Annotated in this window: 20 protein-coding genes; 7 read left to right on the top strand and 13 right to left on the bottom strand. The window is 38.2% G+C overall.

The features are described 5' to 3' along the window. Positions 1-55 precede the first annotated feature (55 nt). The 4 genes from CBF35_RS08020 to CBF35_RS08005 form a co-directional block, all read right to left on the bottom strand. Positions 56-1,684, bottom strand: a complete 1,629-nt coding sequence (locus CBF35_RS08020) for an extracellular solute-binding protein (RefSeq protein WP_126779896.1) — start codon at positions 1,682-1,684, stop codon at positions 56-58. 50 nt (positions 1,685-1,734) lie between these two features. Continuing rightward, positions 1,735-2,667 carry a carbohydrate ABC transporter permease gene (locus tag CBF35_RS08015; protein WP_170174748.1) on the bottom strand — a complete coding sequence of 311 codons (933 nt, stop codon included), beginning with the start codon at positions 2,665-2,667 and terminating at the stop codon, positions 1,735-1,737. Then, the gene (locus CBF35_RS08010) at positions 2,661-3,608 is read right to left on the bottom strand and encodes an ABC transporter permease (protein ID WP_126779913.1); all 948 of its coding nucleotides are present in this window, start codon (positions 3,606-3,608) and stop codon (positions 2,661-2,663) included. The genes CBF35_RS08015 and CBF35_RS08010 overlap by 7 nt, the downstream gene beginning before the upstream one ends. A gap of 62 nt (positions 3,609-3,670) precedes the next feature. Then, a complete protein-coding gene (locus tag CBF35_RS08005) occupies positions 3,671-5,038 on the bottom strand; it encodes an alpha-L-fucosidase (protein WP_126779911.1) in 1,368 nt (455 codons plus the stop codon). 202 nt (positions 5,039-5,240) lie between these two features. Between CBF35_RS08005 and CBF35_RS08000 the strand changes: the two genes are divergently transcribed. The 6 genes from CBF35_RS08000 to CBF35_RS07975 are packed head-to-tail and all read left to right on the top strand — an operon-like array spanning position 5,241 to position 11,987. After that, positions 5,241-5,978, top strand: a complete 738-nt coding sequence (locus tag CBF35_RS08000; protein ID WP_126779894.1) for a family 20 glycosylhydrolase — start codon at positions 5,241-5,243, stop codon at positions 5,976-5,978. Between the two features lie 4 nt (positions 5,979-5,982). Then, entirely contained in the window at positions 5,983-7,125 is a 1,143-nt protein-coding gene (locus CBF35_RS07995; RefSeq protein WP_126779892.1) for a hypothetical protein, read from the top strand. 21 nt (positions 7,126-7,146) lie between these two features. Then, positions 7,147-7,635, top strand: coding sequence for a hypothetical protein (locus CBF35_RS07990; protein ID WP_126779890.1), 489 nt, complete (start codon positions 7,147-7,149; stop codon positions 7,633-7,635). 23 nt (positions 7,636-7,658) lie between these two features. Next, a complete protein-coding gene (locus CBF35_RS07985) occupies positions 7,659-8,279 on the top strand; it encodes a YesL family protein (RefSeq protein WP_170174747.1) in 621 nt (206 codons plus the stop codon). A gap of 20 nt (positions 8,280-8,299) precedes the next feature. Further along, positions 8,300-10,567, top strand: a complete 2,268-nt coding sequence (locus CBF35_RS07980) for an AraC family transcriptional regulator (protein WP_170174746.1) — start codon at positions 8,300-8,302, stop codon at positions 10,565-10,567. A 40-nt stretch (positions 10,568-10,607) separates the two neighbouring features. Continuing rightward, positions 10,608-11,987: a glycoside hydrolase family 1 protein gene (locus tag CBF35_RS07975; RefSeq protein ID WP_126779884.1), complete on the top strand. Its 1,380-nt coding sequence runs from the start codon at positions 10,608-10,610 to the stop codon at positions 11,985-11,987. Positions 11,988-12,046: 59 nt separating this feature from the next. Here CBF35_RS07975 and CBF35_RS07970 read toward each other — a convergent pair whose 3' ends face one another. The 5 genes from CBF35_RS07970 to CBF35_RS07950 form a co-directional block, all read right to left on the bottom strand. Continuing rightward, positions 12,047-12,271: a YozE family protein gene (locus tag CBF35_RS07970; RefSeq protein WP_126779882.1), complete on the bottom strand. Its 225-nt coding sequence runs from the start codon at positions 12,269-12,271 to the stop codon at positions 12,047-12,049. Continuing rightward, a complete protein-coding gene (msrA, locus tag CBF35_RS07965) occupies positions 12,272-12,793 on the bottom strand; it encodes a peptide-methionine (S)-S-oxide reductase MsrA (RefSeq protein WP_126779880.1) in 522 nt (173 codons plus the stop codon). It lies immediately after the preceding gene. 21 nt (positions 12,794-12,814) lie between these two features. Further along, positions 12,815-13,432, bottom strand: a complete 618-nt coding sequence (locus tag CBF35_RS07960; protein WP_126779878.1) for a YpmS family protein — start codon at positions 13,430-13,432, stop codon at positions 12,815-12,817. Between the two features lie 12 nt (positions 13,433-13,444). Next, positions 13,445-14,326 (bottom strand): SGNH/GDSL hydrolase family protein, encoded by an 882-nt coding sequence (locus CBF35_RS07955; protein ID WP_126779876.1) that lies wholly within the window; start codon positions 14,324-14,326, stop codon positions 13,445-13,447. A 69-nt stretch (positions 14,327-14,395) separates the two neighbouring features. Then, on the bottom strand, positions 14,396-15,235 hold the full coding sequence (locus CBF35_RS07950; protein WP_126779874.1) for a DegV family protein: 840 nt from the start codon (positions 15,233-15,235) through the stop codon (positions 14,396-14,398). Positions 15,236-15,366: 131 nt separating this feature from the next. Between CBF35_RS07950 and trhA the strand changes: the two genes are divergently transcribed. Beyond that, entirely contained in the window at positions 15,367-16,011 is a 645-nt protein-coding gene (trhA, locus tag CBF35_RS07945; RefSeq protein ID WP_126779872.1) for a PAQR family membrane homeostasis protein TrhA, read from the top strand. A gap of 54 nt (positions 16,012-16,065) precedes the next feature. Here trhA and CBF35_RS07940 read toward each other — a convergent pair whose 3' ends face one another. From CBF35_RS07940 to CBF35_RS07925, 4 genes are all read right to left on the bottom strand, one after another. Further along, positions 16,066-16,776, bottom strand: a complete 711-nt coding sequence (locus CBF35_RS07940; protein WP_126779870.1) for an amino acid racemase — start codon at positions 16,774-16,776, stop codon at positions 16,066-16,068. A 33-nt stretch (positions 16,777-16,809) separates the two neighbouring features. After that, the gene (locus CBF35_RS07935; protein ID WP_126779868.1) at positions 16,810-18,327 is read right to left on the bottom strand and encodes a UDP-N-acetylmuramoyl-L-alanyl-D-glutamate--L-lysine ligase; all 1,518 of its coding nucleotides are present in this window, start codon (positions 18,325-18,327) and stop codon (positions 16,810-16,812) included. Between the two features lie 186 nt (positions 18,328-18,513). Then, complete coding sequence (locus CBF35_RS07930; RefSeq protein ID WP_126779866.1) at positions 18,514-19,008, bottom strand: dihydrofolate reductase; 495 nt, start codon at positions 19,006-19,008, stop codon at positions 18,514-18,516. A 27-nt stretch (positions 19,009-19,035) separates the two neighbouring features. Next, positions 19,036-19,983 carry a thymidylate synthase gene (locus CBF35_RS07925; protein WP_126779864.1) on the bottom strand — a complete coding sequence of 316 codons (948 nt, stop codon included), beginning with the start codon at positions 19,981-19,983 and terminating at the stop codon, positions 19,036-19,038. Positions 19,984-20,007 lie beyond the last annotated feature (24 nt).

Raw genomic sequence — 20,007 nt, 5'->3', positions numbered from 1 at the left:
AAATGTCATGTCTCAGTTTTTAAATTAAGTCTTTCTGTCTGTTGTTACAGACTGATTATGAGCCTTCCCACTTATCATAAGCCTCTTGATAAACACTGACATACTCTGCAATTCCCATAGATTCAATGGTATCGATAAACTTGTCCCAATTCGATAAAGGTTCAACACCTGTTATAAACTTGGCTTCCATTTGCTCAATGTAAGTTGCTAAATCAGTTGCTGAGGCGCTGACTTTGTCTTGCTCCTCTTTTGTTAGATAGACTAACGGATAAGGAACTTCAGCAAATTTTTCGATTTTCTCTTGGGTTTCGGTTTTAATAAACTGATTAAAGACGTTTTCATCACTGTCTGTGACGGCCCGTCTAATTTGTGGCGTTGAGGCACTTAAACCAGGCACTGCTAAGCCGTAAGCAGGTGAGACTTTCCCACGCTCTTCTTCCCCTTTATCAGGGTCAATCCCTGGGGCATAAACTTTAACAGCTTCCCCTTGACTGTTTTCTTGATACTCCCAAAGAACGCCTTCCGGCCCTTGTTCCATATATTCATAGCCGGCTTCAGAATAAAAATGATCGACCCAGCGTAGTGAAGCTGCCGGACTAGGATTATCTTTCGTAATGGCAAAGACGCCACGGACTAAACGTGGGCTTCCTGGCACAATGGCGGTTTCAGAAAATGGGCTAGTCAAAGGGTGGAACATCGGATTATTGATGGCCTCATCTTCTGTTTGGCCAGTTGTGAAGTAAGAGAACCAGTCTGGGAAAACACCTAATTGATTGTTTTGTCCTTTGGCTTTTTTCTGCTCATCAGATTGGGAATAAACTTCCGCATCAATCAAGCCTTCTTGATACAATTTGTGCATGTAAGTTAAGTAACCTTGGTAGTTTTCCGTCATCGGTGCATAGCGCACTTGGCCGCCAACTTCTTCTATTCCTAGAGATTTAATACCAAAAGCCGATAATAACCATGGTCGTAAGCTATCCAGTTTTGAATCTGACATCGGAATTGAATCTTCCGCCCCTGTGTCATTAGGGTCTTCATTTTTAAAACGTAAGAGTAACTCATAAAACTCATCTGTCGTCTTCGGTAATTCCGTCACGTTTAATTTTTCTAACCAAGTACCGTTATACCAAACCGGTCCTCGAGGCCAAATCGCTGTATCGCCTCGGCTAATCCCCGGCAAGGAATAAATATGACCGTCTGTAGCCGTAATCGATTTACGAATATCTGGCTCGGCTTCCATTAGTTGATGTAAATTCGGGGCATATGTAGGAATCAGCTCTTCTAAAGGAACTAAGATCCCTTGCTCCCCGTAATCGACTTCCATAGCAGCCGTTAAGTTTGAGCCAGCTGCGAAAATAATATCAGCTAAGTCGCCACTAGCAAAGGCTAAGTTTAATTTTGTACCAAAATCACTTAAAGGTGGTGTTGTGTATTTGAAGTTGATATTTGTCTGCTCAGCGTAATCCGTCATTGTCGCCATTTCATCCCATTCAACTAAGCCAGTACCTGGTGCCATCAAAGTCATTTCTAACGTTTCTTTAACAATCGGAAAGCCGGTTGTTTCAACGACGACATCAGATGCTTGCTGATCTTGATCCCCTTGATTAGTGTTGGAACACCCAATTAAAACGACACCTGAAAATAAAAGAACTGGCAACAACCATTTAAGTTGCTTATTTTTCACATTATTCACTCCTTTGAATCATTACTAAGAGACAGACACTTGCCGACTAGCTAACCTTTTAATGAACCAACCATGACCCCTTTAACAAAGTACTTTTGTAAAAATGGGTAGGCAATAATGACTGGTAAGGTTGATACTAGCATAACGCCATATTTAATAACTTGAACTAACTGCTGTTTACTATAAATTAGTTCAGCAACACTACTTGAAACCGTTCCACTAGCTGTTGATGACAAATCTTGTAAAACTAAGATTTCTCTTAACACCATTTGTAAAGGGTAGCTAGCCTTATCAGATAAATAAATCAAGGCGTTAAAATAGCTATTCCAGTGACCAACACCGTAAAACAGCGCCATAACTGCAACAATCGGCATTGATAAAGGCAGAATGATTCGCATAAACAACTTAAAATTTGAGCAACCATCAATGATTGCCGCCTCTTCCATTTCTCTAGGAATCGCCGATTGGAAAAAAGTTCTCGTTACAACAATGTTGTAAACAGATGCCGCATTAGGAATAACCATGGCCCACACCGTATTGAACATACCGAGATTCTTAATTAATAAGTAACTAGGAATTAAGCCACCACTTAAAAACATTGTGACTAACATGAAATTCATAAACAACTTACGACCATAAAAATCAACTCGCGATAAGGCATAGGCACAAGGCAGAGTAACTAAGAGATTGATACTTGTTCCTAAAACCGTATAGTAGATTGTGTTTAAATACCCTCGCCAAATGCCAGTATTTTCCAAAATCGTCTGGTAGCCTTCGAAAGTAATCCCTTTAGGTAACAGATACATCTTGCCAGAGTTGACTAACTGAGGGTCACTGATTGAGGCACTAATAATATAAATCAACGGGTATAACACTGCGATTAAAGCAGCGCTTAAAAAGAGATAAACAAAAACCATGAAAAGTTTATCAGTTTTCGACTCTTTTATCATCTTTTTCTTTCCTTGCTGTTTTTTTCTTACCATAAGCTCACCTCACTGACTTTTCTCGAAATCTTATTAACGACAATTAAAAGAATCGCATTAATCACTGAATTAAATAAGCCAACAGCGGCGGCATAACTGTATTGAGCATCTAGTAGACCTTGGCGGTAGACAAAGGTCGCAATGACATTTGAAGACTCCATATTTAAAGGATTTTGTAATAATAAGATTTTTTCATACCCCATGGCCATTAAACTTCCCACATTCATAATTAATAAAATGACCATCGTTGGAATAATCGTTGGCAAATTAATATAAAAAATTCTTTGCAGGCGACTTGCGCCATCAACGGTGGCCGCTTCATGAAGCTGAGTATCTACGCCAGACAAGGCGGCTAAATAAATAACTGATCCCCACCCTGTGCCTTGCCATACTCCAGATAAGACATAGATTGTTTTAAACCAGCGAGGATCTGTTGTAAAGGCAATTCGGTTGAAGCCTAAAAATTCTAACAAGTGATTGATGATCCCCGTCGATGGCGATAGAAATGAAATCATCATCCCGACCATGACGACGACTGAAATAAAATTAGGGGCATAAGTGACTGTTTGGGTAAACTTTTTAAAAATCCCGTCCTTAGCTTCATTTAAAGCTAAAGCTAAAATAATCGGTAAGGGAAACCCAACAATCAAAGAGTAAACGCTGATTCCTAATGTATTTTTGATTAAATCCCAAAAATAGTAAGAATCAAAAAAACGTTGAAAATGTTTAAAACCAACCCAAGGACTACCGAAAATTCCTAGTGAAGGCATATAATCTTTAAAAGCGATGATAACTCCATACATTGGGACGTAACTAAAGATTAAGAAAAATAAGAATGCTGGTAAAACAAAGACGTACAATTGCCAACTTTGTAATATTTTTTTTAAGCTTAAAGGCTTTTTTTGTTTACCTTTGGAAACTCCTCTTTTCTTGATTGACATATTTTGACTTTGGGACATCAATGTTCCTCCTTTTAATGAAATCGATTTCATTTTCAATTAATTTATTCCGCTAACAAACTCCCTTTTTCAGTCATTATTTTTATCCCATACATGCCAAGCTCTTGCGGAGAATGAGCTGGTAATACAATAATCGACTGTTCTTCAACGACTAGTTCGACGCCGGTTTTTAAATCAACTGCTCCCAGGACGTTAATTCCTGCAAGACCTAGCTCGGCTGTTGTGATAAGGCGAGGTAATGGTTTTGTCACTGGGTAAAAAGCGAAGATCGCGTTGTCTTTTCGGGTCATCTTCCAAGGAACTTCTTCGTCGATATGCCTCATTTTACGTGTTTCATAAATCCCTTCACTATAAATCTCAAGCCAAGAGCCTAACTCACTCAAAATCAGTTCTTCTTCTTTCGTAATCTCCCCTTGAGGCGTTGGACCGACTCCTAAAAGTAAATTACCACCTTTTGCCACAACGTCAACAAACATTTCAATGACTTCTTGACTTGATTTAAAAGTATCCGTTGGAACGTAGCCCCAATCATTGCCTAGGGGAATATTACTTTCCCAGACTTGGTTTGGGATGTCACTGACTGTCGGGATGGATCGTTCTGGTGTGACATAATTTTCATGGCGCCCCCCCATCATTCGATCGACAACAATCAGTTTTTCTTGTTCTTCCCGAGCAATGTCCACGAGTCGATCCATTTCTAGGTCTTCTGCTCCTTTGCCACACCAACCAGCATCTAACCACAATAAATCTAATGGACCATAATTATGAGTAAGCTCGCGAATTTGTTGATGAACAAATGTCACGTAGCGCTCCCAAATTTCTGGCTGTTCTTGAGTGGAATAACTGGCTCGACGACCTTTGACTGTCTCATCTGGTAGCCAATAATCTTCAGAATGCCAGTCAGCTTTCGAATAATATGCCCCAGTAGCTAAGCCTTCTGCTTTAGCAGCTTCCATCATTTCCCCAAAGAGATCGCCTTGATAAGGACTTTCCCTACCGCCAATTTTATAATCTGTTACTTGTGTATCATAGAGATTAAAGCCATCGTGATGCTTAGTAGTAAAGATTAAATATTTTACCCCAGCTTTCTGAAAAGTTTTAGCCCATTGTTGGGGGTTAAAAGCTGTCGGGTTAAAGACTCGATTCAATTGCCAATAATCTCGTTGCAACTCTCGAACATCCTCACGCCAAGAAATTGGTTCTCGGGCCCAAGTATCTGCTTCTGATAATTGCCACGATTCGACAATCCCAGCTTCAGCGTAAAGTCCCCAATGGACAATAATTCCTAACTTTAAATCTTGAAACCACTCTAGTCTTTCTGCTAACATCGCTGTTTCTGGATACGCTTTAATTTCCGTGGATTGAAAGACTTCTTTCCTTTCCTCGATATCGCCACGAGTCACTTTTTTTATCACATACTCACCTCTTCCATAAAAAATAACTCTTGGTAAACTCACTGTTACTCCCACACTATAACTAGAAACCCTCTTTTGAACAATGTGTAATTTTTGCAGACTATGTAATTCTTTCTCTGTAAATTTATTGTTGTACTCAACTTCTCAATCTTGTATACTCAAAAAGAAAACGGTTTATTTCAGAAAGGATTTTTGCTAGATGGAAGTATGTTTAATTGGCGACACCCGACAGCTACAAGCTGGTTTAACCCATTTAATTAAAGCCGGTCAGTTATCTTTGAGTTCAGAAGGCTTTCCGATTCACTTGAAAAGAACAGATCATGACTTACGCTACAGCAAAACTAAGAGCTTTGGTACCATTCATTACAAAGAGAAAATTCACTTTTTTCGTGGATTAAGTCTTTGGCTAGCTTTGGCTCCAAAAAATGAGACTTTTAACGAAGTTGAAGTGCCCCAGTTTAAAACCAATGGCGTCATGATTGATGCCTCCCGCAATGCCGTGCCAAAAGTAAAGACATTAACTACAATTATTAATAAAATGGCTAGTATGGGCTTGAATTTATTGATGCTCTACACTGAAGATACTTATGAAGTCCCCGAATATCCTTATTTTGGCTACCTCAGAGGCCGATACTCCCAACAGGAATTAAGTTTTATTGATAATTACGCCGCAAGTTTCGGGATTGAAGTGGTTCCTTGTATTCAAACTCTCGGACATTTAACTAATGCCTTGCAATGGAATTACGCCCGAAAGTTTAAAGACACTGATGACCTTTTACTCGTTAATAGTCCTGAGACTTATGAATTTCTAAAAAATATTTTAACTCAAGTCAGTCAAACTTTTCGAAGTCGTCGCATCCACATTGGTATGGACGAAGCCCATCAGTTAGGTCTTGGTCAATTTTTAAAAACCCCAAGGTTATCAAGAGCCCTTTAAAATTATGACTAGTCACTTAAATAATGTATTAAAAATAACTAAGTCTTTAGATTTACAACCAATGATTTGGAGTGATATGTTTTTCCGTACACTTTCACAAAAGGGGGATTATTATGAAATTACAGAGGCGATTACCCCAGAGTTTGTAGCGGAAATTCCCAAAATCGATTTAGTTTATTGGGACTACTACCATCAAGGCGAAGCTGATTATCGCTTACTCATTGAACGTCATCAACAATTAAAACAAAACTTTTTATTCGCTGGGGGGATTTGGACGTTTAATGGCATTGCTCCCAACTACGGAAAAACCCTGACTACAACTAAAGCCGCCTTCCAAGCTTGTAAAAAAGCCGGAGTTCAAGAAGTCTTTACTACTATCTGGCTTGATGATGGTGCTGAAACGCCACTCTTAACGGCCTTACCAGGTATGCAATTAGTAGCTGAAGAAAGTTATCAGCAACACCCTAGTTTAGAGACCGTTAGTCACCATTTCGCTAGTCATACTAGGACAGCTTTGGCTGATTTTTTACTCTTAAATCAGTTTGACGAAACGCCTGGGGTCGCATTAAACAACCCCCATGCCTCTGCCCCTAGTAAATTTTTATTATGGCAAGATCCCTTATTAGGCCTTTACGATCAGACGATTGCCGGTTTAGCTTTAAATCAACATTATCAGCAACTAACAAATAAATTAGCTAAAGTCAGTGAGGCTCTGCCCCAATCTGAAAAAAGTTTATTTGAATTTTATTACCAACTGGCTCTTGTTCTTAGTCAAAAAGCTGAACTTGGCTTGAATATCATGAACGCTTACACTAACAATGACCAAGCTTTAATGGCGACTCAACTTGAAACTGTAAAGAGTCTACAAAGGACTGTCGCTGAACTACGCCTTAGACATCGACAACTGTGGTTTAGTGATTATAAAGCTTTTGGCTGGGAAGTTTTAGATATTCGCTACGGCGGTCTTCTGACCCGTTTAGATACGACTCGTTTTAAACTGGAAAATTGGTTAGCTGGTGACCGGATTATTTCAGAGTTAGAAGAAATTAAACTGGAACATGACGGCTTTGGTTCTGGTCAGTCTGGGCATTTAGGACGAAATCTTTACCAGCAAATCGTCAGTCCTAGTAAATTATCCGGTGTTTAATTTTAGAAGGAGGCTTGATTCATGAAAAAATCCTCTTGGCTTTGCTTACTCTTGCTGCCGGTAGTTTTCCTAGCTTTTGGCTTAAAGAAAGTCTTGCAACCGACTATGACTTACCAAGACGTCATTATCTCAGGTAAAATCCAAGATAAAAAGACTGTTTACGCGGCTGTTGACTTACTTCAAAAAAATTTAAAAGCCGCTAGCGAAAAAGACCTACCAAACTATTTAGTAACACTGGTCACTTCCGCCCGCCAAGAAACTGAACCTGAAATACAGGCATTTTTCTCTGAGCAAACTTTAGAACATCGTTTAATCTCAGTCCAAGTTAAAAGTATTTCTCAAACGAAAGTCACTATTACCGCCCAACAAGAAACCCTCAACCTTGAAAAGTCTAATAGTGAAAAAAATTATCCAGATCATCAAACAGAGGCAAATCATACACTAATTATAGAAGATGGCCAATGGAAAATTGCTGAAACAATCATGTCAGCTACTTATTTTTTTAACTAAAAACTAATTAAAGGATGTTTATGATGAAAAATGACTTAATGGAAATCAATTATCGTTTCGGCCAATGGCTCTTAAAATTAGTGCAAATTCAGTATTATTGGCTAGGCTACACGTTAAAAGGACTGATTATTGGGGGGCTTTTCCCTGCGACAGCCACAGTTTTTTATCTTTTTCATTTGTGGTTCGAAAATACTCAAGGACGTGATTTTAGAATTTCTGATGTTTTCCAAGAGCAATTTAAAAGAACGTTTAAAGGCAGTAATGTCTTAGGCTATCTCATGACTTTTGCTTTGATTGTCTTATGGTCTAATCTCCAAATATCTAAGCACTTTATTCAAAGCCCTTTATTACACTATCTCTTAGTCCTTTTGTTACTTTTAACTTTAGGCACCTTGCTTTATCTCTTTCCAGTTTATGTTCGCTACGAACTGCCCTGCTTTTACTACGTTCGCCAAGCAATTTTGCTTTTGCTGCTGAATCTACTCCCAACTCTTGCGATGTTGATTGGTTTTTTTCTAGTCATTGGCGTGATGACGTTCATCCCCATTTTACTAGTCTTTGCTGGCGTGCCTTTAATAATTTTACCGATTTCTTGGTTCGCACTAGTGGCGATTAAAAAAACTGAATCAGCTAAAGAGTCTTAACTATGCCAGAGGAGAGTCTTATGAATCTTTTTCGAAAATTAAACAAAAAGTTGATTTACCATTATTTTTTTTCTTACTTATTAATTTTTTTAGTTCCCTTTATTTTATTGACAACGATTCTTTATTACACCTCTATTTCGAGTCTTCGCCGCCAATTAGAAACAACGAATCAAATCAATTTAGAACAAGTTCAAAGTCTTTTAGATGAACGGTTTTTAGAACTAGAAAACTTAGCTAAACACATCCAAGTCAATCCACGTTTAACCCGTTTTATGTTGAATCACCCTTACTATAGTATTGAAGGTCAATCGGAAATCAAAAAGATTCAACTAAATAGTTCCCTCATCAAGGAAACTTATATTTATTTTCATCAAGATGACTATTTTTATTCTGCCCAAGGCTCTTATACTCTACCAGCCTTAGTGAAAAGGGAAGATTTTTCCGAAAAATTTAAGCAAGATACTTTTCTAGAAAACATTCATACAATGACTACTAAGATTGGGATGACACCCAAATCACAAACTGAGAAAAGCCTTGGTGGATCAATGGCATATTACGTCCCGTTAAAAAATGACGGCGTTACTCCTTACGCAACAGTTATTTATTTTCTGAGAACTAGCGACTTACAAAAGTACACTGAAAGTGTCTTGGCTAATTATAATGGATCGGCTTTTTTAACCGACCTTCAAGGAAATATTATTGCCAGTGCAAGTACCGATGAAACTAATTTGATTACTTCAGAAGATTTATCACTATCGATCTTTCAAGGAAGTGATAACTTTCAAATTGGCCCGTTAAAGTACGTAATTTCGAAAAAAGAGTCAGTTTTATCAAAGTTAAATTTGATTACCCTTATTGACGCGAATCACTTTTTTGCACCGATTAATAATGTTCGTAACTTGATTTTTATTTTAACTTTAGTCACCTTACTAGTTGGTTTAGCCTTAAGTTTTTGGCTGAGTTTGAAACATTATCGACCGGTCAAAAAATTAACGGAATCCTTTAGAGCGATTAGTTCTCAACTTGAAAAAGAAGAAGAACATGAATGGGTCTTGATTCATAATCGCGTCACTAATTTTATTACTGAACAGCAACGGCTTAACCGGAAACTCCGAAGCCACCAAGGGTCATTAATTACCCACTGCTTTTCGAAACTACTGGAAGGCAACTCTCAAGATGAACAACTAATGGCGCAAGAATTAGCTACTTTGAAAGTTGATTTAGCCAGTGGACGATTTTCCGTCCTCTTAATCGATACAAACTTCTCTGGTGAAAAAAGTCAACGAATGATGAAAAAAACCATCCTGACTAGTCATTTCCCGTTAACCTTCTTTCAGTCTAAACTTTACGCTGTGGAATTCCCTTCAAAAGAGCTTTTTGCGATTATCTTGCAACAATTTGATCAGCCGAAAACTGACAACTTACTAGAAACTGATTTAGTCATAAAAATTAAAGCTTATTTAGATAAGTTGCTAGAAGATGATTTATATCTAAGTTGTGGTGGAACGTATCAAGATTTCAGACAACTTAACCATTCTTATATTGAAGCTCTTTCAGCTATGGACCAGCGTCAATTTGATCTCACTGCCAAGACTTTTTATTTTAATACGGAACAGCTGCCGAATCAGCTCTTTTTAAGACCACCTACTAATGACTTGTTGAAACTTAATACGAGTGTCCAACACGGGGATCGATTATTAGCTGCCGAAATCTTAACGTCATTATTTAATCAACCAACTTTGATTACTCTAAGCCACTTTGAAGCAAGCTGTTTTTATTTTGATATTTTAAATAGCTTACTAGCGACTATTCACCAACTAGATTTTCAAGAGTTATTAGCTCGTTTTAAAAGTACGGTCAATTACCATTCCTTGCCAACGTTGCAGCAAGAGTTACAAGACTTAGTAAGTGACGCTTGTCTACTAGTTACGCAACAGCAACAAGTTAAAAGCCAGTTGCTAGATACTGAGATCATTGACTATTTAAATCGCCATTACAAGTCTCATAACCTCTCTCTTGAAAAGATGGCTTTAGATTTTAAGTTCTCGATTTCTTACTTAAGTCGGCTAGTTAAAGAGCTAACTGGCCAGACATTTTCAAAATACATTCAAGATTTACGCTTTAACTTTGTTAAAATGCGACTTATTGAAACGGATTTACCAATTAAAGCAATTATTTTAGAAGTGGGTTATTACGATGTCTCTAACTTCACCCGAAAATTCAAAGCAATTGTCGGATTAACACCAGGACAATACCGTGTCCATTATCGTAAAAACACTGCCTCATAAGACAAAAACTAAGACCGACATTCAGAATGGAGAAAAGATTATGACAACATTTCCAAAAGATTTTTTATGGGGAGCAGCCGCTTCTGCCCCACAAACCGAAGGAGCAGCTAATCAAGGTGGCAAAAGTGCGACTACTTGGGACTATTGGTATCAAACAGACCCCTCACGGTTTTATAACCACGTTGGTCCCCAAGAAACTTCAAATGTTTACTTCCAGTACCGCCAAGATGCCCAGTTAATGAAAGAAATGGGTTTTAACTCCTACCGCACATCAATCTCTTGGGCCCGCCTGTTACCTGATGGCAAAACGATTAATCCTATTGCTGTAGATTTTTACCGAGAGTATTTCGCTACCCTACGGCAAAACGGGGTACAACCGATTGTCAACTTGTTCCACTTTGATATGCCTTGGTGGTTAATGGAATTAGGTGGTTGGGAAATCCGAGAATCCGTCACGGCCTTTGAACACTACGCTAAGAGTGCCTTTTTAGCTTTCGGCGACTTAGTCACTCATTGGACTACTTTCAACGAGCCCATGGTTCATATTGAATGTGGCTATCTTGGTGAGGCCCACTATCCTGGGATCTTTGACTTTAAAAAAGCAATTCAAGTCGGCTATCACACAATTATGGCTCATACTAAAGCGGTAGCCGCTTTTAAAGCCCTGGCTATTCCTGATGGTCAAATTGGCTGTATTTTAAATCTTTCACCCGTCTACGCTAAAAGCGCTGCCCCAGCTGATTTAGAGGCTAAAAATAAGGCCGAGCTGATTTACATTCGGAGCCTTCTTGATCCTTTAATTTTAGGGGAGTTTCCTACTGAATTAGTTGCGATTTTTAAAGAAAGTCACCTTTTACCAGCGACACTTCCGGGTGATTTAGCGTTAATTAAGGCCAACAGTCTTGATTTCCTAGGAGTAAACTACTACCAACCTTTAAGAGTTCAAGCTCAAAGGTCACCTCGCTTTCCAATTGAATCGCCAGGCGATCTAGCTAAAGGTTATCATTGGCCAGAAAAACGCATTAACCCTCATAGAGGCTGGGAGATTTACCCTGAAGGCTTGTTTGATATTGCGATGAAGATTAAAGAGGACTACGGTAATCTTCCTTGGTTTGCATCTGAAAATGGCATGGGTGTGGCTAATGAAGAACAGTTTCAAGATGACTCAGGAGTTGTCCTTGATGACTACCGGATTGACTTTATTCATGAACATTTAGTTCAACTTCAGCGAGGGATTGCTGCTGGTAGTAACTGTTTTGGTTACCATTTATGGACCTTTGTTGATTGCTGGTCTTGGTTAAATGCTTATAAAAACCGCTACGGCTTATACCGGGTTGACTTAACGAATAATTTTAAGCGAACACCTAAAAAAAGTGCTGAGTGGTTTGCTAAAGTCATTCAAAGGAATGCTTTAGACTAAAACTCGAAATAAAACGACAAAAAAACAATGAGCTGATTTTGCTCATTGTTTTTGTTTGTTTATAATTGATTATGCTCTAAGTACATGTCCCAGCAGTGGTCAAAAAGGGTCATATTTTCCAAATAATCGGTACTTAACTCTAAGTAATTACTGACTTCATGGTAAGTGTCGGCTTGTTTCGGAAACTGAATGTCTTGCGCCATTTCATAGGCCAGCTGACTTTCGGCTTGATGGATTTTAGAGCCGCGTAAAGTTAACATGTAATGGTAAAAACTGCGCTTCACTTACTTGTCCTCCCAATTGGAATCAATAAACTGTTGACGGGAGCGATGTTGCATCCCGTAACGGCTTGGATTAGTTTTATAAAAATCTTGATGGTACGTTTCCGCTGGATAAAAAGGTGTCGCCCCTTGGATTTTAGTGACAATCGGCTCATTAAAGCGACCACTTTTCGCTAAATTATCACGACTTAATTCAGCCGCTAGTTTTTGGGCTTCTGTCGTGTAAAAAATAACTGGTCGGTAACTGTCACCACGATCTTGGAATTGGCCAAAAGCATCTGTAGGATCAGTTTGGACCCAATAAATATCTAATAATTTTTCATATGAAATTATTTCTGGATCGAAAACAATTTCAACTGCTTCCGTATGGCCAGTCTGATTGCTACAAACTTCCTCATAAGTCGGATTAACAGTCTGACCACCAGTGTAGCCTGAAGTCACAGAAATGATTCCTGGTTGTGTGTCAAAAGGGGCTACCATGCACCAAAAACAACCTCCTGCAAATATACTTGTTTCTTGTGCCATTATTGTCCACCTTTCCTTCCCTTATTTTAAAGGTAAATAAACATTCATCCGGATATCATCATCGATTAAGTTGATTTTCTCCGCGCGGATAAACATGCCATTTTGCAACTCAAATTCATCTAAGTGGAGAATGATGGTTTGTTCTTTCGGAATGACTTCCACCCACTTAGGTAGTTGATAGTCTTTCGCCACATACTTCATAATTTCTGTAATCGGTAATGGCAGACTGCCAATTGAAATACTCGTTGCTTTTAACTGAACGTTCCCATTTTCCATAACGTAAGGGTCAAAATATAAGTAAAACTGCATATCGTAACCGAGAACTTTAAACGTCCCATTTAGTAAGGCGTGGTCTTCTAAGTAAAAGTCATACTTAACTCCAGACTCTTTTAGATAATCATTTAAGTAGTAACTGATAACATGATTAATTTGTTGCTTTTTCATTTGAACTTGTAATGTCGGTGTTTCTTCTTGAGCGACAACTTCCTCTTTCGGTTGATAATCAGGTTCCCGGTTAGTTGCCATTCGTGTAAAAACGAAGAGGAAACAACCAAGCAAGAGACTTGCTAAGAGTAGAAAAGCTGGTTTCCAAGGATTTTTCTGTACTTCTTTACGGATTTTTTGTAATTTATCTTTCATGACAATCCCCTCTTATTTTTCTAGCCAAGCGGCTTTAGTCGCCAACATTTGCTCTTTAAAAGCCTTAGCCATAATTTGATAGCCTAAATTATTCGGGTGAAAATTATCCACCTCAGAAATTAAGTTATTAATTGGACCAGTTGCCATGTTTGAGGAGCCTGTTGTTTCATTTGTATCGGAACCAATCCCGATTTGACCATCTAATCCTTTATATAATAAATCATTTATAGGGATAAAGTAAACTTTTTTAACTTCACTAGTGATTTCTTTTGCCCCTTGATTCCAAAAATCAACAATGTCTTGCATTTCTGTCATTTCTTGAAAGTTTAAATAAAAGGGATTGTAAATCCCCATTTGGTAAATCGGTGCGGTTTTATTGTATTTTCGAATCTCCAGAAGCAACTCTTTTAAATTAGCTTGGAATTTATCCCGTGGCTTATCAAAGGTTTCGTAAGAGATATCGTTCATGAATTCACTTTTTATGACTTTCATCAAGTCATTTCCACCAACTGTTAAAGTAATAAAGTCAGCTTTTTTTAGCGCTTTCTGAAGTTCTTTCGACTTTTTAAGCCGTTTCAAAATTTGATCGCTACGATCACCGGCTTTACCGTAATTATCACTGTGAATGACGTCAACACTTGTGTCTTCACTAATACCTTGTTTCAGTAAAGGAACATACCCACCGCTAGCTGTCGTATCCCCAACACCTTCAGTTAATGAATCACCTAAAGCGACAAAATTTAGTAACTCTTTTTCTTGATGGGTCTGATTCTGACCTTGTTCACCGAAAATCGGTGGCGCTTTCGGAATCGCTAACTGTAACACAACATAAACTAACAAAACTGGTATTACCCAGATGATGACACTTGGCCATATTTTTCGTAATTGTTTCATAACGTGCTCCTTATATACTATTCTAGTTGAAAAAAAACAGACCACTTAAATGATCTGTCAAAAACTAGCTTACTCTGTATACAACATGACTGCAAAGGCCCCTTTGCCGGTATGTGTTGCTATGGTTGACGATGCATCTAAAATTGGAATGTGCATCGTTGGAAATAATTCTTGTAAGCCTTCTTTGAATTTTATTGCCGTTTCAATCCCATCTGCATGGGTTATTGCGATTTTTTTGACATTACCCATTTTAGCAATTTCATTTTTAGTTTCTTCAAACCATTTAGTAAAAGCTTTCATGCCCCGACCTTTAGTCAAAGTCACTAACTCACCATCTAACAGTTGCATCACAACACGAATGTTAAAAATGTTTGATAAAACCCCTGTGGCCCGACTGATACGACCACCTTTAACTAAGTTGTCTAAGGAAGCCACACCGATGTACAATAAACTATTGTCTTTAACTTGATTTACTTTAGCGATGACTTCTTCTTTTGTGCCCCCTGCTTGGGCTAGTTCCGCTGCGGCTAGAACTTGAAAACCTAAGCCTTGGTCAGTAAATTTACTGTCAATTACTGTGACATCACTTTTACTAATTTGGGCTGCTTGATGGGCGGCGTGGACTGTCCCACTTAAAATTTCATTCATGTGAATAGAGATAATTTGACTACCATCTGCTCCTAACTGATCATACAGCTCAACAAATTCACCAATTGGCGGTTGACTTGTTTTAGGTAGGGCTGCGGCATCATACATCATCGTCATAAATTGACTGCCAGAAAGTTCAGAGTCTTTATAAATTACCCCATCTATCATTACTGCCAAAGACACTAATTCAATGTTTAGTTTTTCAGCTAAACCTGGTTCTAAATTACAAGATGAATCCGTTACAATTTTTACTTTTGACATAATTAAACTCCATCCTTTGAAAAAAGAAATTATTCGTGTAAAATAGGTATCAGTGAGATACCTTATTCGTTAAGTATAACAGATACATTAAGGTTTTTCACTCAAAACGTTCATAAAAAAGGTGGGAATATATGGAGAATATGGTTTTTTCGCGAAAATATTTAATCGTTAACGAAGTTCTCAATGCAATTACTCATGGCATTGGTGCCGGTTTAAGCATTGCCGGCCTAGTAATCTTATTAGTCAAAGGGGCTCGTCTTCATTCGCCGACCCATATCGTTTCATACGCGATCTATGGGGCAACTTTAATTTTACTGTTTCTAGCCTCAACCCTCTTCCACAGCTTAATTTTCACTAAAGCTAAAAAAGTCTTCCAAGTCTTTGATCATAGTTCCATTTACTTGTTGATTGCTGGGAGCTACACACCCTTATGTTTGTTAACAATTAAAGGCTGGTTAGGCTGGACCCTTTTCGTAGTCATTTGGTTAATGGCTTTATTAGGAGTTATCTATAAATCAATCTGGTTAGCTAAAAAAGGCAATTCCGCCGTGATCATCTACATCATCATGGGCTGGTTGTGTTTATTAGCAGTCAAACCACTTTATCTTGGTTTAGGAACAACTGGCATTACTTTATTAGTCTTAGGTGGTCTATCTTACACTATTGGAGCGATTTTCTACTCAATGAAACACATTAAATACATGCATGTTGTTTGGCACTTATTCGTTATGTTAGGTGCTGGTTTCATGTTTTTCTCAATCTTACTTTATACATAAAAAAACAGCTTAGGCAGATTCCTTATGAATCTGCCTAAGCTGTTTTTAGCATCCTTATTTTCTAGCGGCTAAAGCTAAACGAATCGTTTCGTCAACTAATTCTGATTGAGCGTCTACGACTGTAAAGTTATGATCCGTGACTTCATTCATTAAAGAAAGTTCCGTACAACCTAAAACCGCCACATCACAATTAGCTGTCACTAACATATCAGTTAAGATTTCTTGAAAAAGCTCCTGATTTAAATACTGACTTTCTTTGACGTCCCGGTAAATTAAATTCATGACTTTTTCTTGGACAGTTGCTTCAGGATAAACGACTTGGCAGTCACTATCATTAAACTCTTGGCCATAAACTCCTGAGTTAACAGTGCCTGAAGTCGCTAATATGGCCACTTTCAACTGTTCCCCACGGGGCTTAGTTGTCAATGCTTTTTTAGCAGCTAAGCGAGGCATATGTAAGATCTTAATCGTCGTAGCTGCTTGTAACTCTTCAAAAAAAGTGTGGGCAGTATTACAAGTTAAGACTAAAAAGTTCGGCTGCAATAGTTCCTGCTGTTGAATATCTTCTAAAATCGCGGTAACTGGACTAGCTAAGCTCTTGTCTAAAATATAAGCTGTTCGATCTGGGACTGTCGCGTGATTAACTAATAAGTAATCTAAATAATCTTGATCGACTTGAGCCGGTGTCCGCTGATTTAAGACTCGGACAAAACTCTCAGTAGCCAGGGTTCCCATGCCACCTAAAATAGTAAAAAAGTTTTTCATTCATATCCCTAAATTCTCTAAGTTATTTGTTAATTAAAAACCAGCTTTAATGAGCTCTTCCGTCACTGCCACATCACCAAGATAAGGCTGGCGAACATCTTCAATCAATTGATACAAATCTGGCCCTTTACCAGCTAAGACAACCACGTCACCTGGTTTTGCCGTTTTCAAAGCGGCAGTAATCGCTAGTTGTCGGTCTAAAATAATTTCTTGTCTCACATTGTCAGTAATACTTTGACTAATTTCAGAAATGATTTTTTCCGGATCTTCATTTCCCGGATCGTCTGTTGTTAAAATCGCCACATCAGCTAATTCAGACAAGACTTTCCCGAAATCTTTTCGACGGGAAACCCCTTTGCCCCCAGTACTCCCAATGACAACGATCATTTTACTTTCAGCATGATGATTTTTGACAAAGCTTAATAAGGTTTGTAAGCTTAAAAAATTATGCGCATAGTCGATATAGACATGAACCCCTTTAGCAGAGGTTAGTTTTTCCATCCGACCAGCGACTTTAGCTTTAGCTAAACCTTCCCGAATATCCTCTTGTTTCGCTCCAACTAAAGCTGTTGCAATCACACTACTTAACGCATTTCCTTGGTTAAAATCACCAGGTAAATTAATTTGGTAAGAACCAGCCACCCCTAAGGGATCTTCTGTGCTGAGAACGTCAAACTGATTATTGGCTTTTGAAATAAAGCGGTAGTCTGCTTGGACAGTCTCATCGCCATAAGTAATGACTTTGTCAGCATGACTAGCAGCCACTTCTTGAATAATTTCAACATGATCAGAATTTTGATTAATGATCATTTGACGGGAACTTTTAAGTAACTGTCGTTTACAATAAAAATAATCGTCGAAATCAGGGTGCTCAATTGCTCCAATATGGTCTGGGGATATATTTAAAAAGACCCCCACATCAAAAGTTAAGTTATAGACTCGTTCCGTTTTATAGGCTTGAGAAGAGACTTCCATGACTAAGTGGCTCATACCGTTAGTCACCGCTTCCCGCATCATCCGATAAAGATCAACCGATTCTGGTGTAGTTAATAAAGACTTCACAGGTGTCACCCCATCAAGAACCGTCTCCATCGTTGAAAGTAAAGCCGTTTTGTAATTAGTAGCTTCATCTAAAATATACTTACAAAAATAAGCTGCTGTTGTTTTGCCCTTAGTACCGGTATAAGCAATTAATTTAAGGTCATTTTGAGGGTAATCATAAAAGGCCATACTAATTAAGGCCATGGCTTTTTTGACATCTGTCACAATAATACCTAGAGCTACCGTCTCAGCTAGTTCATAATTAACTTCTGAAACGTAATAAGCTGCCCCAGCTTGAATCCCTTGTTCTAAGTAACTTTGTTTAAATGCTAAACCTTTACAAAAAAATAATGAATCTGCCTTAATTTGGCGAGAATCATAAGTAATATGGTTAATTGTGCGATTTGCTAATTGTTCTGGCAATTGATAGTGCCAAACATTATCAACAATAACTTCTTTCAATAAATGATGCTCTATTAAAAGTTCTGTTAATTTAGTTAAAGAAATCATTAGATAATCACTACCCTTTCTCGTTATTATTGATTATAGCATAGTCTTTTTAAGTATTGAAACTATCATTACTCACTTCATGTTAACGATTAGTAATTTTAATAAACCCGTCCAATCAACGAAGCGATTGTTCGGGTTTATTCCTAAATCCTTGTATTAAAACAGCTTCTAGTTGAGTTACTTTTGCTAGTTGGCTTTTCTTTGGTATGTTTCAAACGAATGTTTATGAGGGTTAGCCTCATCAACTAAGCCTTCACTAATATTAATCATCGTCCATTCTTCCCAATCAACTTCTGGAAACCAAGTATCGCCAGTAAAACTTTCATGAATGACTGTCCGGTATAAAACAGAACAATAAGGTAAAAACTGTTCATAGACTTTCGCTCCACCTGTTACGAAAGTAATCCCTTCAAAATCTTCATCATAAGCTCGTACTTCAGCAATTGAATGTAACACCGTCACGCCTTCAGCTTGATAGTTTTTATCAGAAGTTAAGACAATCGTGTGACGATTTGGCAACGGCCGTTTATTCATCCCTTCAAACGTCGTCCGCCCCATAACAATCGTATTATTTTCTGTTGTGCTTTTGAAAAAGGCTAAATCGTTTGGTAAATGCCAAGGCAATTTACTCTCTTTTCCAATTAACCCATTTTCATCTTGCGCCCATATTGCAGCTAACATAATTAAATCCTCCTAAAGTATCCCCAACTATACGGCAATTGGTGCTTTTATTGATGGCTGAGGTTGGTAACCTTCCACCTTAATATCGTCGACTTCAAATTCAAAAACTGACTTAATTTCTTGATTTAGAACTAAGGTCGGAAATTCCCCAATTTCCCGACTAAGTTGTGTTTTCATTTGCTCATAATGGTTACTATACAAGTGGGCATCCCCTAATGTATGGACAAACTCCCCGACTTTTAGCCCAGTTTCATGGGCGATTAAGTGAGTCAATAACGCATAACTAGCAATATTAAAGGGTACTCCTAAAAAGACATCTGCGCTTCGTTGGTACAATTGACAACTTAACTTACCATCTGACACGTAAAACTGGAACATCGTGTGACAAGGGGGCAAAGCCATCCCTGGCACGTCTTCTGGATTCCAAGCTGAAACAATTAAGCGTCTGGAATCAGGAGTGGTTTTGATCATTTCGATGACATCTTTCATTTGGTCAATCGTTTCTCCTGATTTCGTTTGCCAATGACGCCACTGAGACCCATAAATATTGCCTAACTCGCCATATGTAGCAGCAAACTCTTCATCTTCTAAAATCCGTTGACAAAACGTCGTTAATTCCACTTGATAGAGCTGATTAAAGTCTTCATCTACTACTGAACGGCGACCAAAGTCGGTCATGTCAGGTCCGTGATAATCAGCGCTTTTAATGTAACGCTCAAAGGCCCATTCGTCCCAAATATGATTGTTGTGCTGTAATAAGTAACGAATATTCGTATCTCCTTTTAAAAACCACAACAATTCACTTTTGATTAAACCAAAAGGGACTCTTTTCGTAGTTAATAACGGAAAGCCTTGACTCAAATCAAAACGCATTTGGTGACCAAAAAGACTTTTAGTGCCTGTGCCTGTCCGATCTGATTTTTCATTTCCCTCATTGAGAATCTTTTGACCAAGATCTAAATACGCTTGCTCCATCGTAATCTCCCTCCAAATACTTTC

Source organism: Vagococcus salmoninarum, assembly GCF_003987495.1.
Classification (GTDB): Bacteria; Bacillota; Bacilli; order Lactobacillales; family Vagococcaceae; genus Vagococcus_D; species Vagococcus_D salmoninarum.
This window is presented reverse-complemented; position numbering and strand designations above follow the sequence as displayed.